This is a genomic window from Devosia sp., assembly GCF_025809055.1.
Taxonomy (GTDB): Bacteria; Pseudomonadota; Alphaproteobacteria; order Rhizobiales; family Devosiaceae; genus Devosia.
On the sequence record NZ_CP075529.1, the window covers coordinates 2,276,564 to 2,295,317 of the forward strand.

Below are 18,754 nucleotides of genomic sequence, written 5' to 3' on the forward strand. Positions count from 1 at the left end.
CCAACCCCAGGTCCGACGGACCCGTTGATCAATCGGCGCCGCCATTTTCAGGCGAAACAACAAGGGGCGCACAGTGGCGCCCCTGCCCCGAAATCGCGTGGATCAGAATTCGCTCCAGTCTGCATCCACCGCGGCATTGCCCCGCGACAGATAGGACTTGGCGGCGCTGGTCAGTTTCGATTGAAGTCCGCGCGCGCCGGCAGCCATCGTCTTGATCGGGCCGGCTGGTGCCTCCGGCGGCCGGGCGGCAGTGGCCTGGCCCGGTTCCAGGGCGAAGATATCGACGATGCGGTCGAGCTGGCTTGCCTGAGCCTCGGTCTGCTCGATGGCGGCATTCATCTCTTCGACCAGAGCGGCATTGTGCTGGGTCATCTCGTCCATGGTGCGGACGGCCGTGTTGACCTCTTCGATCGAGGCAGCCTGCTCGCGGCTTTCGCGGGCAATGCCATTCATCAGTTCGCTCGACGAGCGGGCCGAATCGAGGATTTCCTGCAACCGCGACGCGGCGTCGGCCACGAGGCGCGAGCCGCCCCGGACCTCGTCAGAGCTTTGCTCGATCAGAGCCTTGACGTCCGAAGATGCCTGCGCGGCAGATTGTGCCAGACGCCGCACTTCCACCGCGACCACGGCAAAACCCTTGCCCGCCTCGCCGGCGCGCGCCGCTTCCACCGAGGCATTGAGGGCCAGGAGATTGGTCTGGAAGGCAATGTCGTCGATCATGCCGATAATGTTGGAAATCTTGGACGAAGACGCCGTTATGCGCTCCATCGCTTCGGTCGCCTGGCCCATGACCTGTCCGCCGGTTTCGGCCGTCTGCGTCACGCCGGTTGCCACCGTGCTGGCTTCCCGCGCCCGGTCGGCATTCTGCAAAACCGTCGAGGCCAATTGCTCCATGGCGGCCGACGTTTCCTCGATGGTGGCGGCTTGCTTGGTGGTACGTTCGGACAGATCATTGGCGCCCGACAGGATCTCCCCGGTCGCTACCTTGAGCAGGCCGGAGGTTTCGCGCAACTGACCAACGATATCGGTCAGTTTGTCGGCCACCGCGTTGGTGTCGGCCTTGAGGCGGGCAAAGGCACCCTGATAGTCGCCCTGCATGCGATGGGTGAGGTCGGTCCGCGCCAGTGACGCCAGCACCGAACCGGTCTCCGAAATCCCGCGATCCACCGTTTCCACCAGACCATTGACCGAGCGGGCCAGGGTATTGAGTTCGTCGTCGGGGAATTCGGTATCCACGCGCCGCGAAAAGTCCCCGGCAATGGCGGCATCAACCACCTGCCCGAAGGCGCGTTGCAGGTCCTGCATCATGGCGGCGCGTTCGGCTTGCGTGGCGACAATTCGGGCCGCCTCGGCCTCTGTCATTTCCGCGACCTTGAGACCGTTCTCACGGAACACCTCGACCGCCCGGGCCATGGCGCCGATCTCATCATGGCGCCCCGCGCCCTTGACCTCGGCCGACAGGTCACCGCTTGCCAGCGTCTCCATAGTCTGGGTCAAACGGCCGATCGGGCGGCTGATCGATCGCGCGAAAATCAGGCTGACCACGGCGGCGATCGCCAGAAGGATGGCCCCCACCATGATCGTCATATTGCGCATGCTGACGACCGGGGCAAAGGCCTCCTCTTCCGGCTGCACTGCGGTGACAGCCCAGGTGACATCGCCGACGCTGACAGGCTGCGCCCGCACCACCATGGGAGCGCCGCGGTAATCGGTGGAAATGCCCTCGCCCGAAACACCCGAAAATGCCCCCGCAACCACCTCAGAGGTGAGAGTTGTCGTCAACACGTCAGCTTCTTCGGTCCGCGGGGATTCGCTGCGCAGTAAACCATCCTGGCCAACCACGACAACTTCCCCGCTCTGGCCCATGCCGGCCAGGCTGGACACGCGAGCACTCATGGCCTCCGGCGAAATCGCCAGCACCATGACGCCGGTCTTTTCGTCCTTGTCATAGACCGGCATGGCCATGAAGCTCTCCGGTATTCCGGACATGGCATAAAGACTGAAATCGATGAAGGCGGCAGAGCCGTCGGGCAGGTCCTTGGCGGCGGCAAAGGCCTGGCCCAGGCCGGATGCGGCCATGTCAGCATCGCTCACCACATTGGTCACGAAATCGGGGTTCTTGACCACCGAATAGACGACGTCGCCTGCGGCCGAAATCATCAGGACGTCTGAATAGCCGCGTTCGAGCTTGAGGGTCCGGAAACCGGGGTGGTAGCGCTTGTGTACCGGATCATAGCTCGCGCCCATGGCGCCGACGCTGTCGACCGCGGCGCGATCTTCCTTGTTGGGACTATCGGTGACATAGGCGGTCTGCAATTGCAGCGCGGCTCGTTCCTTGAGGCCCATGCGCAACTCGTCCAGGGCGCGCGTCAAATTCTTCATCGCCGTCACCGTGTCGGACCGCTGGACGAAGAGCCTGAGGTCAACCTCGGCGCTTGAAAAGTAATCGACGACTTGGGACGAGGCCGTGTTCAGCGATGCCTGCATCGACTGGTCACGCTGTTCCTGCACCGTATTGAGGCCAATGAAATAGCTGGCAATGCCGACGCCTGCGCTGACCACCAGGGCCGAGCCGACAAGCGCCAGTGGCAGCTTCTGGGCAATCTTGAGGTGCGGAAACAACTTCATGAACAGGTACCTTCCTCGACACCGCGCCCCATGCCGGAAATCAGCCGGTCCTCTGCGCGCGGGCTCCCCCCACTGACCATGACGGTCAAAGTTCCGGAAACGATACACTTGGCCGATTAACCAATCCCTACGGGATGATACCGAGGCGCTGGCAAGACGTTATCTGCAAACGAAAACACCCCCGCCGATGCGAGGGTGTTGCGAGTCTCGCGAACTGGAAATCAGGAAAGCGCGCCAATCACCGCCTCGATACGCTTCTTCATGGTGGAAGCGTCGAATGGCTTGATGATGTAATTGTTCACCCCGAAGGATATGGCTTCCTTGACCTGTTCCTTGTCGGAACGGCCGGTGGCCATGATGAATGGCATGTGCTGGGTGCGCGGGTGCTTGCGGATGACCTTGAGCAGCGTCAGCCCGTCGATGTCTTCCATGTTCCAGTCGGAAATGATGAGGTCGACATTGGATTTTTCGAGCTTGCCCAGGGCATCGCGGCCCGACTTGGCTTCAAGGATGTCCTTGAACCCGAGCTGGGTGAGGATGTACTTGCAGATGCCGCGCATGGACTGCTGGTCATCAACGACGAGAACGCTGACTGCGCTTGCTTTTGGCATGTTCGTTCTTACCCTTTACGCGCCGCCGCTGACTTGGCCCGCCTGAGCGAAATCTATCAGTCCAAGCGTTACAATTCTCTCAATCCGGCCATCGGCATCCGCACGATCGCTCATGCGGCCGACTTCAGTTTCACCAATGCGCTGGCGAGCCGCGCCGCCACCTGCTCGATGGCAGCCTGCTCGACCACGGCCCCTTCCTCGAAGGCCACGCGCGGCATGCCATAGACCAGCGCCGAAGCCTGGCTCTGTCCGATCGTATGGGCTCCCGCTTCGCGCATGAGCTTGAGGCCGCGTGCGCCATCGCGGCCCATGCCGGTCAGGATCGCACCGACCGCCAGCGGACCCACGGTGCGCGCCACGGACTCGAACAGCACATCGACGCTGGGCCTATGGCCGCTGGTCAACTCGTCCTGCTGCAGACGACACTTGAGTTGGCCCGAAGACCGCTCGACGCGCAGATGATAATCGCCACGCGCCACATAGGCGTGCCCCGGCTGCAACGGCATACGATCTTCGGCTTCCACGACCTTGATGGCACTGAGTTCATCCAGGCGCGCGGCAAAGCGCCCGGTGAAACCGGCCGGCATATGCTGGGCAATGACAATGGGCGGGCAATCGGTAGGAATGCTGGTCAGAACGGTCCGGATGGCTTCGACACCACCGGTGGAGGCACCGATGGCGATCAGGGCGCCATCGGGGGCGGCCGCGCTGCGCACCGGCACCTTGGGCTGTTCGACCCGGCTGGCCCTGGCGCGCACATCCGAGCGCGCCGCGGCGCGGATTTTTTCGCGCAGGCCGACGCCGAAGGCATCCAGCCCGCCCTCGAACTCGGCGCTCGGCTTGGCGACGAAGTCGACGGCGCCCAGTTCCAGCGCCAGGAGCGTTTCGCTGGCCCCCTTTTTGGTCAGGGTCGACACCATGACCACCGGCGTCGGCCGCAGCCGCATCAGCCGTTCGAGAAAGGCCAGCCCGTTCATGTTGGGCATTTCAATATCGAGCGTCACCACGTCCGGGTTCAGCGACTTGATCTTTTCGCGTGCATCGATCGGATCGGTCGCCGTGCCCACCACGCTGATATCGCCATCACGGGTGAGAATGCGCGCCAGGACTTCGCGGATGAGCGCCGAGTCATCGACGATCAGGACCTTGATGCTCATGCTGCAACTCGTTTGTTCGGTGTTTCGCGCATCTGGTAGATCGTCTTGCCGACGAGGCGGAAGGCATCACCCCCCGAACCCAGGTTTTCCGAATGGCCGATATAGAGGAAGCCTTCGGGCGCGACCATTTTGGCGAAGCGGCCAAAGACTTCGCCCTGTGTCTGCTTGTCGAAATAAATCGCCACGTTCCGACAGAAGATGGCGTCGAACGGGCCCTTCATCGGCCAGGGGCCAATAAGGTTGAGCGGCTTGAAGGCGACAATTTCGCGTGCTGCCGCCGGCACCCTTATGGTGCCATCGGCCTGACGTTCGAACGGCCTGGCACGATCGGCGCTCAACCCGCTGAGTTCGCTTTGCGGATATATGCCCTGGGCGGCACGCGCGATCACTGCCGTATCGATATCGGTGGCCAGAATTTTGAAATCCCAGCGCTTGAGTTCCGGGAAAGCGTCCAGGAGGTCAAGGGCGATTGTATAGGGTTCCTGGCCCGTCGAGCATCCGGCGGACCACAGGCGCAGCCGCGAACCTCGCGGCTTGCCGGCAATCAAGCTGGCCACATGGGTCCGCAGATGGTCGAAATGGTGATCCTCGCGATAGAAGCGGGTGAGATTGGTGGTCAGCGCATTGACGAAGTCCTGCCCGTCCTTGCTCGATCCCCCGCGTTCGAGAAAGTCGACATAGGCATCGAAGCTGGGCAGATTGAGCGCGCGCACGATCTTGCTCAGACGCGACACGACCAGGGTGCGTTTTGCATTGCTGAGTGAAATTCCGGCGACGTCGTAGACACGCGCCTTGATGCGCGTGAACTCCCGCTCGCTCAGGGTGTACTCCCCCTGTTCCATGCGACCTTCCCCTTCTGTGTCGGCCGATCAGCCGGCAGCTCGCCGCGCTGGCTGGTCCCCCTGCCGGCCGGGCCCGAACCCAGCCGCAACTTCAGAACGTTTCGCACCTTCTGGCGCGTGAAATCCCCCTGAACTCACCGGAATACTGGCAGCATCATTGCTTAGATTGCGTAAATTATGCTCAAGGGCGCCGATTAATTCTTGCAGTTGCGCGGCCTCCTCCATGCCGGTGCGCGCCTGGGCGCGTCCCTTGTCCACGATGACGCGGATATCCTTGGCGGATCGATTGGTAATCTGGGCGAGCTGGCGGACTTCGTCGGCTACGACTGCAAAGCCGGCACCCTTTTCTCCGGCACGCGCGGCCTCCACCGCCGCATTGAGCGCCAGGAGATTGGTCCGGAAGGAGACGTCCTCGATGGCGGCGGTGATGGTATCGACTTCGGCGGTCATGCGATCGATCTCGCCGACCAAGGCCTGGGTGCGCCGCGCAGCCAGTTCAGCATCTCCGGCCAGCTTTTCGGCGTCGCGACCCTGGCCACGGGCATGATGCAACTGCTTCTTGAGGTCTTCGACCTGCTGCATCCCGGCCCGCAATGCCTCCTGGCCGGTCGCGGCCCGGGCCTCCAGTTCGGCGGCCCGTTGCTCGAATTGCTCAAGCAGTTGCTTGACCGAAGCCAGCCGCATCTCAAGTGCCTGGCGGTCGAGGCCATGATCCCGCCGCGAGGCGGCCCCCTCGTCCAGAATTTGCCCGACGCGGCCGATTTCCTCGGCAAAGGCCGCCCCAATTGTCTTTTGGTCGATGACCCGCCCTTCGAGCACGTGACGCAGGGCCTGCCGGGCGGCGTCTAGACGCCCCAGCCCATCATTGAGCGCCGCAAGGGCCGGATTGTGCGCGGAGGCCTCGCTGGCAAAACGGAAGCCGGTCTGGCCCGCTGAAAGAGCACCAACCAGCGCATCGAGATCGTCGTCTTCGAGATATTGTCCGGCCGGCCGCAATTCCAGCAGGTAGCGCTCGGCGGGCAGCCCGTGCCGATGCACGGCAAGGCGTTGACCGCGCAGCGCAATCAACGCCTCCTCAGGAGCACCACCCCCGGCCTCGACATAGCCCTCGCCGAACAGGCGATCGAGGCTTTCTCCGTCCCTGGCCTCTGGCGCCCAGGTTTCCAGACCATGGCTGGCCACCAGGATCGTGCCATCCTTGTCGACAACCAGAGCCGGAGCATCCATCGCGGCAATGGCGGCGCGGAAATGATGGGCCCGATCAAGCCGCCTGCCGAGACGCTCGACAATGCCGCTCATGGTCAGCGATTCACCGGGCCGGTCCTGAAGGCCCACTGCATGGGCCATCGCCCCCAATGTCCGGGCAGCACGGCGATCAGCCAGATGGCCGATGACTGCCGAGCCTGCAAAGGCCAGTCCGGCAAGGCTCCCCAGCACCGCCAGCCAGCTTGGACCCGGCCCCATGGTGAGCAACAGCCCCCCGGCCAGTGCCAGGGCGCCAAACCACAACCCGGACACAACCAGAGTAAGGCGCAGCCCAGCCTCGGGCAGGCGCGAATCACCGATATTGATGGAGCGGTCGGGCATGATCTGACCCTATCCGCGCAATGGTTAATCAAACCTGTAGAACAGGCCTGCCCAGTAAGAGTTCGGAAAGACTATCTTTCCGAGTGCTAAAACAACTCGATATCGTCCACCGGCGCCGGCACAATGACTTTCTTGCGCGCCAGGGCCAGTTCTTCGCGCGCCACGCTGGCACCCAGGTCGCTATCCAGGCGCTTGACGAATGCCCGGCCCGTGTGGGGTTTGAACAGGACACGACGTGCATAGGTCCCACCCAGATCCTCGCTGGCCGCGACATAGCCTTCGACGCTCAGAAACTGCCGGACAAACTCGATATTCTTGGCACCGACATCATCCAGCGCCGAATTGATCTTGCCGCCTCCGAATATCTTGATCTCGAGATTGGCCTTGTTTCCCGTCCCCTGGGTCAGGACCTTGTTGATCAACTGTTCCATGGCAAAGGCGCCGTAGCGCGCCGAGGCGCCGTAGCGGTCCTTGGCCGAACCGGACTGCTCGGCCAACAGAAAGTGGTTCATGCCGCCAACGCTGGCGACACGATCACGCACGCAGGCGGAAATGCAGGAGCCCAATACGGTAGAGAAAGTGACATCGGCAGCATTGGATACGTGACAGTCGCCCTGATGGACCGTCGTTACCACCCCCCGGTCGAATTCGGGCGGCAGGGAAGAAATTTGGGGCATAGTTTCTTCATAGACCTCTACGGGCGATTTGTTCGGATCGTAGCGGAAAACTCGTTAGCCAATTGCTAACCACAACTTGTGACGGAGCCGGACCGGGCCAAAACGGCAAGGAGAGGTTTAGATTTTCCGCGATAGGGTGGCTAGAACGGGGGCTAGGGTTTTATCAATGTCACTACAGAAACTCGCACGGGAACTGGATGAGACGGCGCGGCAAACCGCGTCCATGCTCGAAGGCATATCCGAAGCCCTCGAGTTGCTGGCCGAGAAGCAGCTCAGCAAGGACCCCACGGTCCATGAGGCTGTGCAGTTGATCATCACCGCCCTGCAGGGACAGGACCGTATCGAGCAGCGTTGCCACAATATGGCGCTGGCGGTCCGTCAGTTTGCCCTCCTGCCGCCAACGGCCCCGGACAGTGTCTATGACGAGATCTGGGCCAGCCTTACGCTTGACGAATTGCGGGTGCCCTCGCTGTCGGGAATTGCTGCCCACCAGGTACACGGGGAAGCCGAGCTCTTCTGACGCTCATGGCGTAGTCGTTCAACCGGGGCGCTTCGGCGCCTTTTTCGTTATGGCTCGTCGTCACCGAGCAGAATATCGAAACTGTCCGGAAGCCGCGTCATGGCAAAGTAGTGGTCCTCGGCACGATGCCACTGCCGCTCCCATGGCCCGATTTCGCCTTCACGGGCCACCAGCCGTTCGATGCGCCGCGCCTCGCTCACGTGAACGAGCAGGCTGAGATCAACTAGGTCTGCCAGTTCCGGCCGTGCCGAATAGACACCCTCAACCAGGATCACCGGCGATGTCGCAAGCGTGGTCCAGTCGGACTGCAGCGATCCGTCGAACGCATCCCAGTCAAAAGCCTGGTATTGGGCCCGCCCTGTCGTCAGAAGGCTCTCGATCACGCGCCGCTGGCGGCGCCAATCGATGCAGGTGCCGGCTAGGTCCGCAGCCGTAGCCGTGCTGATGCCCGTGGTCCCAGCGAAGAAATCGTCGCCCGGCACCACGCATGCACCAATGCGCCGCGCGATGATGTTGGCAAGGGTCGATTTGCCTGCACCGCTCCGCCCGTCAATGGCAACGACCAATGGCGTATCGCGACCTTTCGACCGCGCTTCGATTGCCGCGACTACCGTTTCGATTGTGCTGCCCAAAATCCTGACCCGAAACAAAAAGGGCGCCACTGGCGCCCTTGACGTGTCCTCGACCTGTCCGGCCTCAGGCGTCCATCTTGGCGCCCATGACCACGGAGTGCAGATCGATCAGCCCGACCATGCGGCTCTCATGGGTGACGATGCCGTTGAGCAGTTCGGTGTCGATCGAATTGCCTTCCGGCACATTGTGAATTTCGTCGCGATTGACCGTCAGGATATCGCTGACCGCATCGACCAGGATCCCGACCCATTTGTCGCCGACGCTCATCACCACCACGACATGGTTCTTGGTGGGCGATGTCTGGCCGTCGCCGAAGCGCGCCCTGAGATCGAAGATTGGCACGATCGTGCCGCGCAGGTTGATGACACCGCGGACATAGGCGCGTGTGTTCGGCAGCGGGGTCGCACCGTTCCAGGCGCGAATCTCGCGCACAGTGGTGATTTCCACGCCATAGGTCTGTTCGCCGATGGAGAAGGCGATCAGCTGCAGGGTGTTCTGCCCCGCCAGTGCCGACTTGTCGCCGATATCGTCGCGCAGGCTCAACGCTTCCATGGTACTCGCCTTTCTGCCGCCCGTTCTGGGCCTACTCGCATCCTACCGCGTCAGATGACGCCAATTTCTTAACGCTGGTCCGCCAACTCAAGCGGCATTCTGATGGATATGGGTGGTGCGCAGACCCTGTACGTCCACGATCAGTGCCACATTGCCGTCGCCCAGAATGGTGCCGCCGGCAATGCCGTCGACCCGTTCGAAGTTTTCCTCGAGCGACTTGATGACCACCTGCTGCTGGCCAATGATGTCATCGACGACCAGAGCCACTTTCTGGCTGCCCTCGGCCTCACACAGGACCACGAACTGATCGTCCGGCGCATTGGCCGGGACCATGCCGAAGCGCTGGCCGAGGTCGATGACCTGCACATACTCGCCCCGCACCTGCAGCACGCGGCCACCGGACGGTACGCGCTCGAACGCGGCACGCGAGCATTGCATGGTCTCGACAATGGACGAGAGCGGCACCACATAGGGATTGTCGCCAACCTTGACCAGCATCACGTCGAGTACGGCCAGGGTCAGCGGCAGGCGCAAGGTCATGCGGCAGCCCTTGCCGGTCCAGGACCGGACATGGACCGAGCCACCGATCTTCTTGATATTGGACAGCACCACGTCCATGCCGACGCCGCGACCCGAAATGTCGCTGACTGCTTCGGCCGTCGAGAAGCCGGGGGCAAAGATCAACTGGTCGATCTGCTCGTCCGTCGGCGTGATATCGGGCGCCACGATGCCCTTGTCGCGCGCCAGCCGCAGCACCCGCTCGCGATTGATGCCGGCGCCGTCGTCTTCAACAACGATCAGAATATTGCCGCCCGCCTGCTCCGCCGAAAGGCGGATCGTGCCGGTTTCCGGCTTGCCGGCGGCCAGACGTTTGTCCGGTCCCTCGATGCCGTGATCGGCCGAATTGCGGATCATGTGGGTCAGGGGGTCGGACAATTGCTCGATGACCGTCTTGTCGATCTCGGTATTCTCGCCGATCGTTTCGAGCTTGATCTTCTTGGAGGTCTTGGTCGCCAGTTCCCGCACAAGTCGCGGCATGCGGCTGAAGACGGATTTGACCGGCTGGGCCCGGATGGCCATCACCGAATCCTGGAGTCCGCGCGTGGTCTGCGCGAGGACTTCGAGGCCACGTACCAGTTCGGTGTAGCGGGCCCGCAGGGTCTCGTCCATCTGCTGGGTCAGCATGGACTGGGTGATCACCAATTCACCCACCATGTTGACCACGCGGTCGACCTTGTCGAGATCGACCCGGATTGACTGTACACCGACCGAGCCGCGTCCGGCATCATCGCCTTCTGCGGGCGCTGCCGCTTTGGCCGGCGGCATGCTGGCCACCGGGCGCGCTGGCTCGGCAGCCTTGACCGGAGCGGGAGCCACAGTCGGCTTGATCTCGTCGGCGAGTGCCGCCAGGCTCATCCCAGGCGCATCCTCGAACTGGTCCTGTGCTCCGGCGGGTTCCGCCTCCGGCTCGGCCGCGAACTCCGCCGGCTGCGCCATCTCGTCCTCGGTCAGGGCAAGCAGGCTCGACAAGTCCATCTCGGCGTCGGCCGCAGCGGGCGCCTCGGCGGCTTCGCGCACCGGTGCCACAGCGCCGGCATCGCCCAAACGGGCAATGACGATGTCACAATCGCCATCGACGAATTCGAACACTTCCCGGATCGCCTCTTCCGTCAGCGTCGGCGAGATCAGGGTGATTTCCCAGGCGCAATAGACCGCAAAGGGCTCAAAGTCGGATAGCGGGGGCACTTCACCCAGGTGCGCGCGCACCTGCATCTGGCCCAGCGCGGCCAGTTCGCGGAACAGCAGCAGCGGATCATTGGCACGGGCATAGAGGGCGCGGTGCGGTGTGAAACGAACTTCCCACTGTTCGGGCACGCTGGCGACGGGGGAGGCCTCGAACACATCGTCCACAGGCGCTTCTCTACGCCCATGCTGATCGTCCAGGTTGACCATGACCGGGGTAAAGTCGATATCGAAATCCTCGACGATCTCCCCGCCTTCGTCGCCGCTATCCCCGGAATCGGCCGCTTCGGAATTGGTTTCGCCCCGCGCGATGGCATCGAACCGCGCCTTTTCCTCGGCGCCGTAATTGGCCGGCAGGTCTTCGCCCGACTGGGCGGCATTGACGTGATCGGCGACGATATCATTGGCGCGGATGCACAGGGTCACCACATCGTCGGTAAGCTCAACGCGGCCGTCGCGTACGAAATCGAGCAGGGTTTGATAGGCATGGGCAAAGCCCACCAGGGCCGAAAAGCCAAAGGCGCCGGCGCCACCCTTGATCGAGTGGATAGCCCGGAACACGGCGTTGAGCCGTTCCCGGTCGCGCTCGCCCGCCTCGATGGCCGCGAACTGCTCCTCGAGCTCGGTCAGCAATTCCGAGCATTCGTCGAAATAGGTGGCTTTGAAGTCGTCGAGGTCGCTCATTGCGGCGCACCCGCCCCCTGCATGTTGTCGGCTAGTGTACGACCCGGTGGATGACCGAGATGAGTTTTTCCGGATCGAAGGGCTTTACGATCCAGCCCGTACCGCCCGCGGCCTTGCCCTGATCGCGCTTGTCCTGGCTGGTCTCGGTGGTGAGGATCAGAATGGGGAGCGAATTGTGCTGCCCGCTGGCCCGCACATGCTTGATGAACTCGATGCCATCCATCACCGGCATGTTGATGTCGGTGATCACCACATCAACCTCCTGGGCCTTGAGGACATCCAGGCCCTGCTTGCCGTCTTCGGCCTGCAGCACCTCGAACCCGGCATTGGAAAGCGTGTGGTGCAGCATGGCCAGAATGGTTCGCGAGTCATCCACCGTGAGAACGCGCAGCGTCATTGTTTCATCATCCCCGAAAACTGGGCCGTCAGGCCCAGCCGCTCGATTGCGGCACCCATGGCCGCGCTCGGTGCTTCAATGGCAAAATCGAAATGGTGTCTCCGGGCCGTTTCGGCCGCGCTGATCAGCAGCATCAGGGCATTGGTGGACACACGTTCCACCCCAGACGCGTCCACGCTCACCGGCCCGCTTTCCAGCGCGTCGATCAACCTGTCCCGGATGCCGTCGATTGCATCGAGATCGATGACAGCTGGCAGGGCCACTGTCTCGTTGGTCTGCTTGGCCATGGTGTAGGCGAACCCCCGGAGTCTTCTCCTCGGGTCATATTCATCTTGAACGGTTTAAGAAGTGCTAACTATGACTTGTCCGTATCTTGACCCGGCGCTTCAGATGCTGGTGCCGGCGGCCATGCCTGGATGGTCGGAAACCCTTGCCCCCGTCTGCATGGGGGGGTAATCGCATGGCCGAGAACTGATTGGACCGCCCCATGCCCGCCAAGATCGCCCTTACCGGCATTGCCCGAGACCTTGCTGCCCGTGCTGAAGCGGGCAAGACCATCCGGGTCGGCGTCATCGGATCGGGTGAAATGGGAACTGACCTCGTCACCCAGATGAGCCTGATGCAGGGCATCGAAATGGCCGCGATCGCCACCCGGCGCCCGCATACCGCGCTCGATGCCATGACCATTGCCTATGGTGAAAATTCCATGGGCAAGGTGGTCGACAGCCCCAGCGCGGCAACTGCGGCCATCGAGCAGGGCAAGATCGCCATTACCTCGGCGGAAACGCTCGTCACCACGCCCGGAATTGACGTTGTCATCGACGCCACCGGCAAGCCGGGCGTTGCGGCCGACTATGACCTCATGGCCATGGAGCACGGCAAGCATCTGGTGATGATGAATGTCGAGGCCGACGTGACCATCGGGCCTTATTTGAAGGCTCAGGCCGACCGGCTGGGCGTGGTTTACTCGGTCGGGGCGGGGGACGAGCCCAGCTCCTGCATGGAACTGATCGAATTCGTCACTGCGCTCGGGCTCGATGTCGTCGCTGCCGGCAAGGGCAAGAACAATCCGCTGAAGCACGATGCCGTGCCCGATGACTATCGGGCCGAGGCCGAACGGCGCAACATGAACCCGCGCATGCTGGTGGAGTTCGTCGACGGCTCGAAAACGGCCGTGGAAATGACCGCCATTGCCAACGCGACCGGCCTTGTGCCCGACATTCCGGGCATGCACGGTCCGGCCACCAATCGCGACGACATGGCCAAGGTCCTCATCCCCAAGGCTGATGGCGGCATTCTCAACGGCTCAGGCGTCGTTGACTTCACCATCGGCAAGGGCGTCGCACCCGGCGTCTTCGTCATCGTCAAGGCCACCCATCCCCGCATCATCGAGCGCATGGATGATCTTCATATCGGCCATGGTCCCTATTATGCATTCTTCCGGCCCTATCATCTGACGAGCCTGGAAGTCCCGCTCACCTGTGCGCGCATCATGATGCAAGGGCGGCCCGACATGGTTCCCTTGCCCCGTCCCGTCGCCGAGGTTTGCGCGGTCGCAAAGCGCGATCTGAAACCCGGAGAGAGCCTCGATGCCATCGGGGAGACCTGCTATCGCTCCTTCGCCATGACCGTGGGGGACGCCCGCGCCGCCGGCGCGCTGCCGGTTGGCCTTCTCGAAGGCGGCACGGTCATCGCGTCGGTCAAGAAGGGCGAGTTGCTCACGACTGCCAATGCCCGTCCGGATGTTTCGACCCGGCTATATGCCCTGCGGCAGGAACAGGACAGGATGCTGGGCCTGCTCTAACGCCCCAGCGGACACGCCCTATTCCTTCTCGATTTCCTCTGCCAAGGGCAGGGGATAGCGCCGCCGTGGCGGCAGCCGGTGGACGAGTACGCCCAACGCGACCAAGAGAATACAGGCCGCCAGCAGCACCACGAACAGCGTCAGCGGATCCACCGGACCCGAATAGGTCAGGAGCGGAACGGCAGCCGCCGGCGGGTGGGTTACCCGCAGCACCAACATGGCGAGCATAGCCAGGCCCACGCACAGCGTTGCCAGCCAGAAGGGCTCCGGCACGACGCTCATGGCGAGCACCGCCATCACCGTACCGATGAGGTAGCCGGCAAAAATGTTGATTGGCTGTGCCCCGGCCGAATCCGGCTGTCCGAAGATCAGCAGCGTCGTCGGCCCCAGCGGCGCCAGCAGCAGAGGCAGGCCGGTCGTGACCGAAAGATAGCCGATCAACGTCACGCTCGCGGCCGTGGCACTTGCCGATTTGGCGTGCAGGCGCCAATCCCGACGCGGCTCGTGCCTGGCGATGAAGCGGGCGATCAGCGGGTGCATCGGCGGCCTCCTTGTTCACAAAGGGTCCTTCTTGCAGACCGGGCGATGGAAGCCCAGCCCCAACGGGAAAAACATCACGACCGCAACGCTTGCCTGACCAGACCACATGGCCTAATTGATGATCAGAAAAATCAGGATTAAGCCATGAACGACGTGATCGATCCGCGCGCGCCGCAGCGTGTTCGCCATGAAACCCGCATGCGTCTGCTGACCGCTACCGCTGTCACCGACATCACCCCGCTGATGCGCCGGATACGGTTCTCCGGCGACCTCGAGGGCTTCGCTTCTCCCGGACATGCCGATCACATCAAGGCGTTTTTCTTTCCGGCGGGTGTCGAGCCGCTGCTGCCCCCTATCGGCCCCAACGGCGCCGAGTTCCCGCCTGGCACGCGGCCGGAAATGCGCGATTACACGCCGCGATACTGGAGCCAGGAAGAGGGGTGGATCGATCTGGATTTCGTCCTGCACGGCGACGGCCCCGCCTCCGGCTGGGCCAGCCAGGCGGTGCCCGGCTCTACATTGGTCATCGGCGGCCCGCGCGGCTCGCTGGTCACGCCCATGACATTCGATTGGTACCTGCTGGCCGGGGACGAGACCGCCCTGCCCGCCATCGGCCGCCGCATTGAGGAGCTTCCGGCCGGCGCCAGGGTATTGGCCGTCATCGAGGTCGACAGCGCCTCCGAGGAGCAACGCTTCCAAACCCAGGCCGACCTGACAATGACCTATGTGCACCGCAACGGCGCCCCCGCCGGAACGACCGGCCTCGTGCTCGATGCGGTGAAGGCCACGGCTTTCCCGCAGGGCACCGCCTATGGCTATATTGCCGGCGAAGTCACCATGGCCAAGTCCGTACGGGAACACCTGACTGCCGAACGCGGCTTTCTGCCCGAATATGTCAAAGCCGCCGGCTATTGGCGTCTGGGTGTCGCCGACGCGCATGAGGATCACTAACGGGCGCATCCGCTTCATGAAAATTGGTAGCCGGGCGGCCTGATCTAGCCCGGCTGTCCGCCAAGCACCTGAACGGCCTTTGCGCCACTGACAATGCCGCTTTCAAGGCAGACATCTTGGGGTTCTCCGCGCATCAGGGCCGCAACAAAACCCGCAGCAAAGGCGTCGCCCGCTCCGGTCGTATCGGCCACATCTACGGTCGGTGCCGGCCGGTTGAGCGCAATGCCGCCCTTGCCGCCCAGGCTCGCGCCAAACCGGCCCCGCTTGATCACCACATAGGTGAATTGCTCGCCCAACCGGCGCATCTGTTGTTCGTGGTCGGCCTCGCCGCTGAGCATTTCTGCTTCGCTTTCGTTGGCGAACAGCCAGTCCGCCTCCCCGACCCAGGCGCGGAAGTTCCCGGGTCCGATCTCGGCCAGAAAGCCGACGGACGCCGGATCGATGGCAATCGCAACCTGGCGCAGACGCGCTTTTTCGAGCAGGGCCCGGACAGCGTGGCGGGGCGTCGGCGCAAAGAGGCTGTAGCCCGAAATCACCACCAGACCGATGCCGTCGAGGAGATCATCCGGCAGGTCGTCGGCGCAAAGGTTCAGATTGGCGCCACGATCGGTCAGAAAGCTGCGCTCGTTGGAGGGGTCAAGAATGGTCACCAGGACGCCCGAGGGCAGGTCCCGATCTGCAGCAAGCACCGGTATCACGCCCAGTCCGCGAAAATAGTTCTCGTAAAACCCCTTGTCTGCGGCGGCCACGCGGGCGGCAAAGGTGACCGCCACCCCCGCCCAGGCCAGCCAGACGGCCTGATTGGCCCCCGAGCCGCCGGGGCGGTTGCGGATCTCCGCCCGACGATCGGAGCCGGGCACGACCGGCCCTTCCGGCCGCACGATAATGTCGGTCATCACGTCGCCGACGACGAGTACGCCCTGCGCCATGGCTTAGGCGCGCGCCGCCAGGGCCACGGCAATGTCGCCGGCCACCTGCGCATTGTTCTTGACCAGCGCGATATTGGACACCAACGACCTGCCCTCGGTCAGCTCGAAAATGCGCTTGAGCAGGTAGGGCGTGGTGGCCTTGCCCGAAATGCCCTGGGCCTCGGCATCGGCGAGCGCTTGGTTGATATAGCGCTCGATAGCGCTGGGCTCCCAGGCGTGGCTTTCTGGGATCGGATTGGCAATCAAGACCCCGCCCATGTCGAGCCCGAACTGGATATTGAGCATCCCCGCGACAGCTGCGGCCGTATCGAACCGGTGATCGACGCCAAAGCCACTTTCACGCGCCCAGAAGGCCGGGAAGTCATCAGTGCCAAACCCCAGCACCGGCACGCCGTTGGTTTCGAGCACTTCCAGGGTCTTGGCGATGTCGAGAATCGACTTTGCCCCAGCGCAAACCACTGCGACCGGCGTGCGCCCCAGCTCCTCGAGATCGGCGGAGATGTCAAAGCTCGCTTCAGCACCCCGATGCACCCCGCCAATACCACCGGTAGCAAAAACCTTGATGCCCGCCATGGCAGCAATCTGCATGGTCGTCGCAACCGTCGTGCCGGCCACCGCCCTTCCTGCCAGAAGGGCCGCCACATCGCGCCGGCTCGCTTTGGCGGCAGCCAGACCGACCTCGGCGAGTTTCTCCAGGTCCGCATCGGTCAGCCCCACGCGCAGGACTCCGTCCATGATGGCAGTGGTCGCGGGCACTGCGCCGGTCTGGCGCACCACGTCCTCGACCTCGCGCGCCATGCTCAGGTTCTGCGGATAGGGCATGCCATGCGTGATGATCGTCGATTCCAACGCGACGACAGCTCGGCCGGCTGCCAGCGCCTCGGCGACTTCAGGCGAAAGAGATAGAACGTCATTTCGAGACATGCACGGCTCCACAATACGGGCGGCCGGTGCTTCACCCGGCCGATTTGATGCGCATTTGCGCTCTCGTTCCACCCGCGGTCAAGCCCGCTGCCCGCGTCCCCAACTATGGCTTGTCGACCCCGTCTTTTCTCGATAATTTGCCGGTACTTCGCCGAAGGAAAGGGCACTTCGCTGATTTCGCCAAGCATTGACGGCGCGCTCTTCGCGTCGCGATACACGCCCCGATCGGGGCCATTTGCAGCGAATGTCCGGACCGCCCCGTGGCGCGCCTTCGGGGCACGATTCCAAGTTTCAGTTTTTGTCATTCCGGGTTCTCAAAGATGAGCCCCCGGGGATGAGCCGCGGCTCTTTCCGCGGAAGAAGGCGCTTCTGCGTCAAACCGGCCGTCCTTCGGACGCCATTCGCCTCCACCACGGTCCCGATAGGAGCCAATCCCATGAACAAGTCGCTCGCCATTGCCCTGGGCGCCCTCCTGGTCGCAAGCCCAGCTTTCGCGCAGGAAGAAGCGGTCCTCAACGTCTATAACTGGTCCGACTACATTGCCGAGGACACCATCGCCAATTTCGAGGCGGAGACCGGCATCAAGGTCAATTACGACGTTTACGACAATAACGAGATCGTCGACGCCAAGCTCCTGGCCGGCAATTCCGGCTACGACATTGTCGTACCCTCCGGCAACTTCCTCGAACGCCAGATCAAGGCCGGTCTCATCCTGCCGCTCGACAAGTCCAAGCTGACCAATCTGGGCAATCTGGATCCTGCCGTCATGGCCACCGCCACCGCCCAGGATCCCGACAATGCCCATGCCGTGCCCTATATGATCAACACGATCGGCCTGGGCTACAATGTCGCCAAGGTCACCGAAGCATTGGGGCCGGATGCGGACCTCGAAAGCTGGGATCTGCTGTTCAAGCCCGAAGTGGTCGAAAAACTGGCCGGTTGCGGTGTTGCCGTGCTCGACAGCCCCTCTGAGGTCATGGGCATTGCCCTGCACTATCTCGGACTCGATCCCAATTCGGAAAGCGAGGAAGACCTGGCCAAGGCCGAGGAACTGATGACCTCCATCAAGCCCTCGCTGCGCTATTTCCACTCCTCGCAATATATCGATGACCTGGGCAATGGCGAAATCTGCCTGGCACTGGGCTATTCGGGTGATATCTTCATCGCCTCCGACAATGCCGCCGAAGGCGTTGAAGTGCAGTATCTGATCCCCAAGGAAGGGGCAGCGACGCTCTTCGACTTCCTGGCCATTCCCGCCGATGCCCCGCATCCGGAAAATGCCCATGCCTTCATCAATTACATCCTCGAGCCCGAGGTTGTGGCCGCGATCACCAACTACGTCTATTACGCCAACCCCAACCTGCCGGCTCTGGAGTTCGTGGACGAGGAAGTGAAGTCCAATCCGGGCATCTATCCGCCCGCCGAGACCATCGCCAAGGCCTTCGTGATGCAGGCGCATTCGCCGGACTATGAAGAAGTCTTGACCCGCACCTGGACCCGCATCAAAACCGGTCAGTAAACTGGTTTTCCAGGGGGCGGACACCGGGCCGCCCCCCACTTTCTGCTAGAGAGCGC

At 62.9% G+C, this 18,754-nt stretch carries 18 protein-coding genes; 4 read left to right on the forward strand and 14 right to left on the reverse strand.

All coding sequences use genetic code 11. The features are described 5' to 3' along the window. Nucleotides 1–102 precede the first annotated feature (102 nt). From KIT02_RS11185 to KIT02_RS11210, 6 genes are all read right to left on the reverse strand, one after another. Nucleotides 103–2,628 (reverse strand): methyl-accepting chemotaxis protein, encoded by a 2,526-nt coding sequence (locus KIT02_RS11185; protein ID WP_297577755.1) that lies wholly within the window; start codon nt 2,626–2,628, stop codon nt 103–105. 221 nt (nt 2,629–2,849) lie between these two features. Continuing rightward, nucleotides 2,850–3,239, reverse strand: coding sequence for a response regulator (locus KIT02_RS11190; RefSeq protein WP_297577756.1), 390 nt, complete (start codon nt 3,237–3,239; stop codon nt 2,850–2,852). Between the two features lie 110 nt (nt 3,240–3,349). Beyond that, a complete protein-coding gene (locus KIT02_RS11195; RefSeq protein ID WP_297577757.1) occupies nt 3,350–4,396 on the reverse strand; it encodes a chemotaxis response regulator protein-glutamate methylesterase in 1,047 nt (348 codons plus the stop codon). Beyond that, nucleotides 4,393–5,238, reverse strand: coding sequence for a protein-glutamate O-methyltransferase CheR (locus KIT02_RS11200; RefSeq protein WP_297577758.1), 846 nt, complete (start codon nt 5,236–5,238; stop codon nt 4,393–4,395). The genes KIT02_RS11195 and KIT02_RS11200 overlap by 4 nt, the downstream gene beginning before the upstream one ends. A 27-nt stretch (nt 5,239–5,265) precedes the next feature. Then, the gene (locus tag KIT02_RS11205) at nt 5,266–6,825 is read right to left on the reverse strand and encodes a methyl-accepting chemotaxis protein (protein WP_297577759.1); all 1,560 of its coding nucleotides are present in this window, start codon (nt 6,823–6,825) and stop codon (nt 5,266–5,268) included. A gap of 86 nt (nt 6,826–6,911) precedes the next feature. Next, nucleotides 6,912–7,502, reverse strand: a complete 591-nt coding sequence (locus tag KIT02_RS11210) for a hypothetical protein (protein ID WP_297577760.1) — start codon at nt 7,500–7,502, stop codon at nt 6,912–6,914. Between the two features lie 166 nt (nt 7,503–7,668). Between KIT02_RS11210 and KIT02_RS11215 the strand changes: the two genes are divergently transcribed. Further along, nucleotides 7,669–8,022: a hypothetical protein gene (locus tag KIT02_RS11215; protein WP_297577761.1), complete on the forward strand. Its 354-nt coding sequence runs from the start codon at nt 7,669–7,671 to the stop codon at nt 8,020–8,022. Nucleotides 8,023–8,069: 47 nt separating this feature from the next. On the opposite strand, the gene KIT02_RS11220 is transcribed toward KIT02_RS11215, so the two are convergent. The 5 genes from KIT02_RS11220 to KIT02_RS11240 all read right to left on the reverse strand — a co-directional run bounded on the left by KIT02_RS11220 (nt 8,070) and on the right by KIT02_RS11240 (nt 12,318). Then, nucleotides 8,070–8,654: a shikimate kinase gene (locus tag KIT02_RS11220; RefSeq protein ID WP_297577762.1), complete on the reverse strand. Its 585-nt coding sequence runs from the start codon at nt 8,652–8,654 to the stop codon at nt 8,070–8,072. 64 nt (nt 8,655–8,718) lie between these two features. After that, nucleotides 8,719–9,207 (reverse strand): chemotaxis protein CheW, encoded by a 489-nt coding sequence (locus KIT02_RS11225; protein WP_297577763.1) that lies wholly within the window; start codon nt 9,205–9,207, stop codon nt 8,719–8,721. An 87-nt stretch (nt 9,208–9,294) separates the two neighbouring features. Then, nucleotides 9,295–11,634 (reverse strand): chemotaxis protein CheA, encoded by a 2,340-nt coding sequence (locus tag KIT02_RS11230; RefSeq protein WP_297577764.1) that lies wholly within the window; start codon nt 11,632–11,634, stop codon nt 9,295–9,297. A 31-nt stretch (nt 11,635–11,665) separates the two neighbouring features. Continuing rightward, nucleotides 11,666–12,031: a response regulator gene (locus KIT02_RS11235; RefSeq protein WP_297577765.1), complete on the reverse strand. Its 366-nt coding sequence runs from the start codon at nt 12,029–12,031 to the stop codon at nt 11,666–11,668. Beyond that, a complete protein-coding gene (locus KIT02_RS11240; RefSeq protein WP_297577766.1) occupies nt 12,028–12,318 on the reverse strand; it encodes an STAS domain-containing protein in 291 nt (96 codons plus the stop codon). The genes KIT02_RS11235 and KIT02_RS11240 overlap by 4 nt, the downstream gene beginning before the upstream one ends. 200 nt (nt 12,319–12,518) lie before the next feature. Here KIT02_RS11240 and KIT02_RS11245 point away from each other — a divergent pair, with 200 nt between their 5' ends. Beyond that, entirely contained in the window at nt 12,519–13,835 is a 1,317-nt protein-coding gene (locus tag KIT02_RS11245; RefSeq protein WP_297577767.1) for an NAD(P)H-dependent oxidoreductase, read from the forward strand. An 18-nt stretch (nt 13,836–13,853) separates the two neighbouring features. On the opposite strand, the gene KIT02_RS11250 is transcribed toward KIT02_RS11245, so the two are convergent. Continuing rightward, nucleotides 13,854–14,375, reverse strand: a complete 522-nt coding sequence (locus KIT02_RS11250; protein WP_297577768.1) for an HPP family protein — start codon at nt 14,373–14,375, stop codon at nt 13,854–13,856. Nucleotides 14,376–14,519: 144 nt separating this feature from the next. On the opposite strand from KIT02_RS11250, the gene KIT02_RS11255 reads away from it, so the two are divergent. After that, the gene (locus KIT02_RS11255; protein WP_297577769.1) at nt 14,520–15,326 is read left to right on the forward strand and encodes a siderophore-interacting protein; all 807 of its coding nucleotides are present in this window, start codon (nt 14,520–14,522) and stop codon (nt 15,324–15,326) included. 44 nt (nt 15,327–15,370) lie between these two features. On the opposite strand, the gene KIT02_RS11260 is transcribed toward KIT02_RS11255, so the two are convergent. Both KIT02_RS11260 and KIT02_RS11265 read right to left on the reverse strand, forming a co-directional pair. Beyond that, on the reverse strand, nt 15,371–16,255 hold the full coding sequence (locus KIT02_RS11260; protein WP_297577770.1) for a PfkB family carbohydrate kinase: 885 nt from the start codon (nt 16,253–16,255) through the stop codon (nt 15,371–15,373). A gap of 3 nt (nt 16,256–16,258) precedes the next feature. After that, nucleotides 16,259–17,179 (reverse strand): pseudouridine-5'-phosphate glycosidase, encoded by a 921-nt coding sequence (locus KIT02_RS11265; protein WP_297577771.1) that lies wholly within the window; start codon nt 17,177–17,179, stop codon nt 16,259–16,261. A 436-nt stretch (nt 17,180–17,615) separates the two neighbouring features. Here KIT02_RS11265 and KIT02_RS11270 point away from each other — a divergent pair, with 436 nt between their 5' ends. Next, nucleotides 17,616–18,698: a polyamine ABC transporter substrate-binding protein gene (locus KIT02_RS11270; protein WP_297577772.1), complete on the forward strand. Its 1,083-nt coding sequence runs from the start codon at nt 17,616–17,618 to the stop codon at nt 18,696–18,698. Nucleotides 18,699–18,754 lie beyond the last annotated feature (56 nt).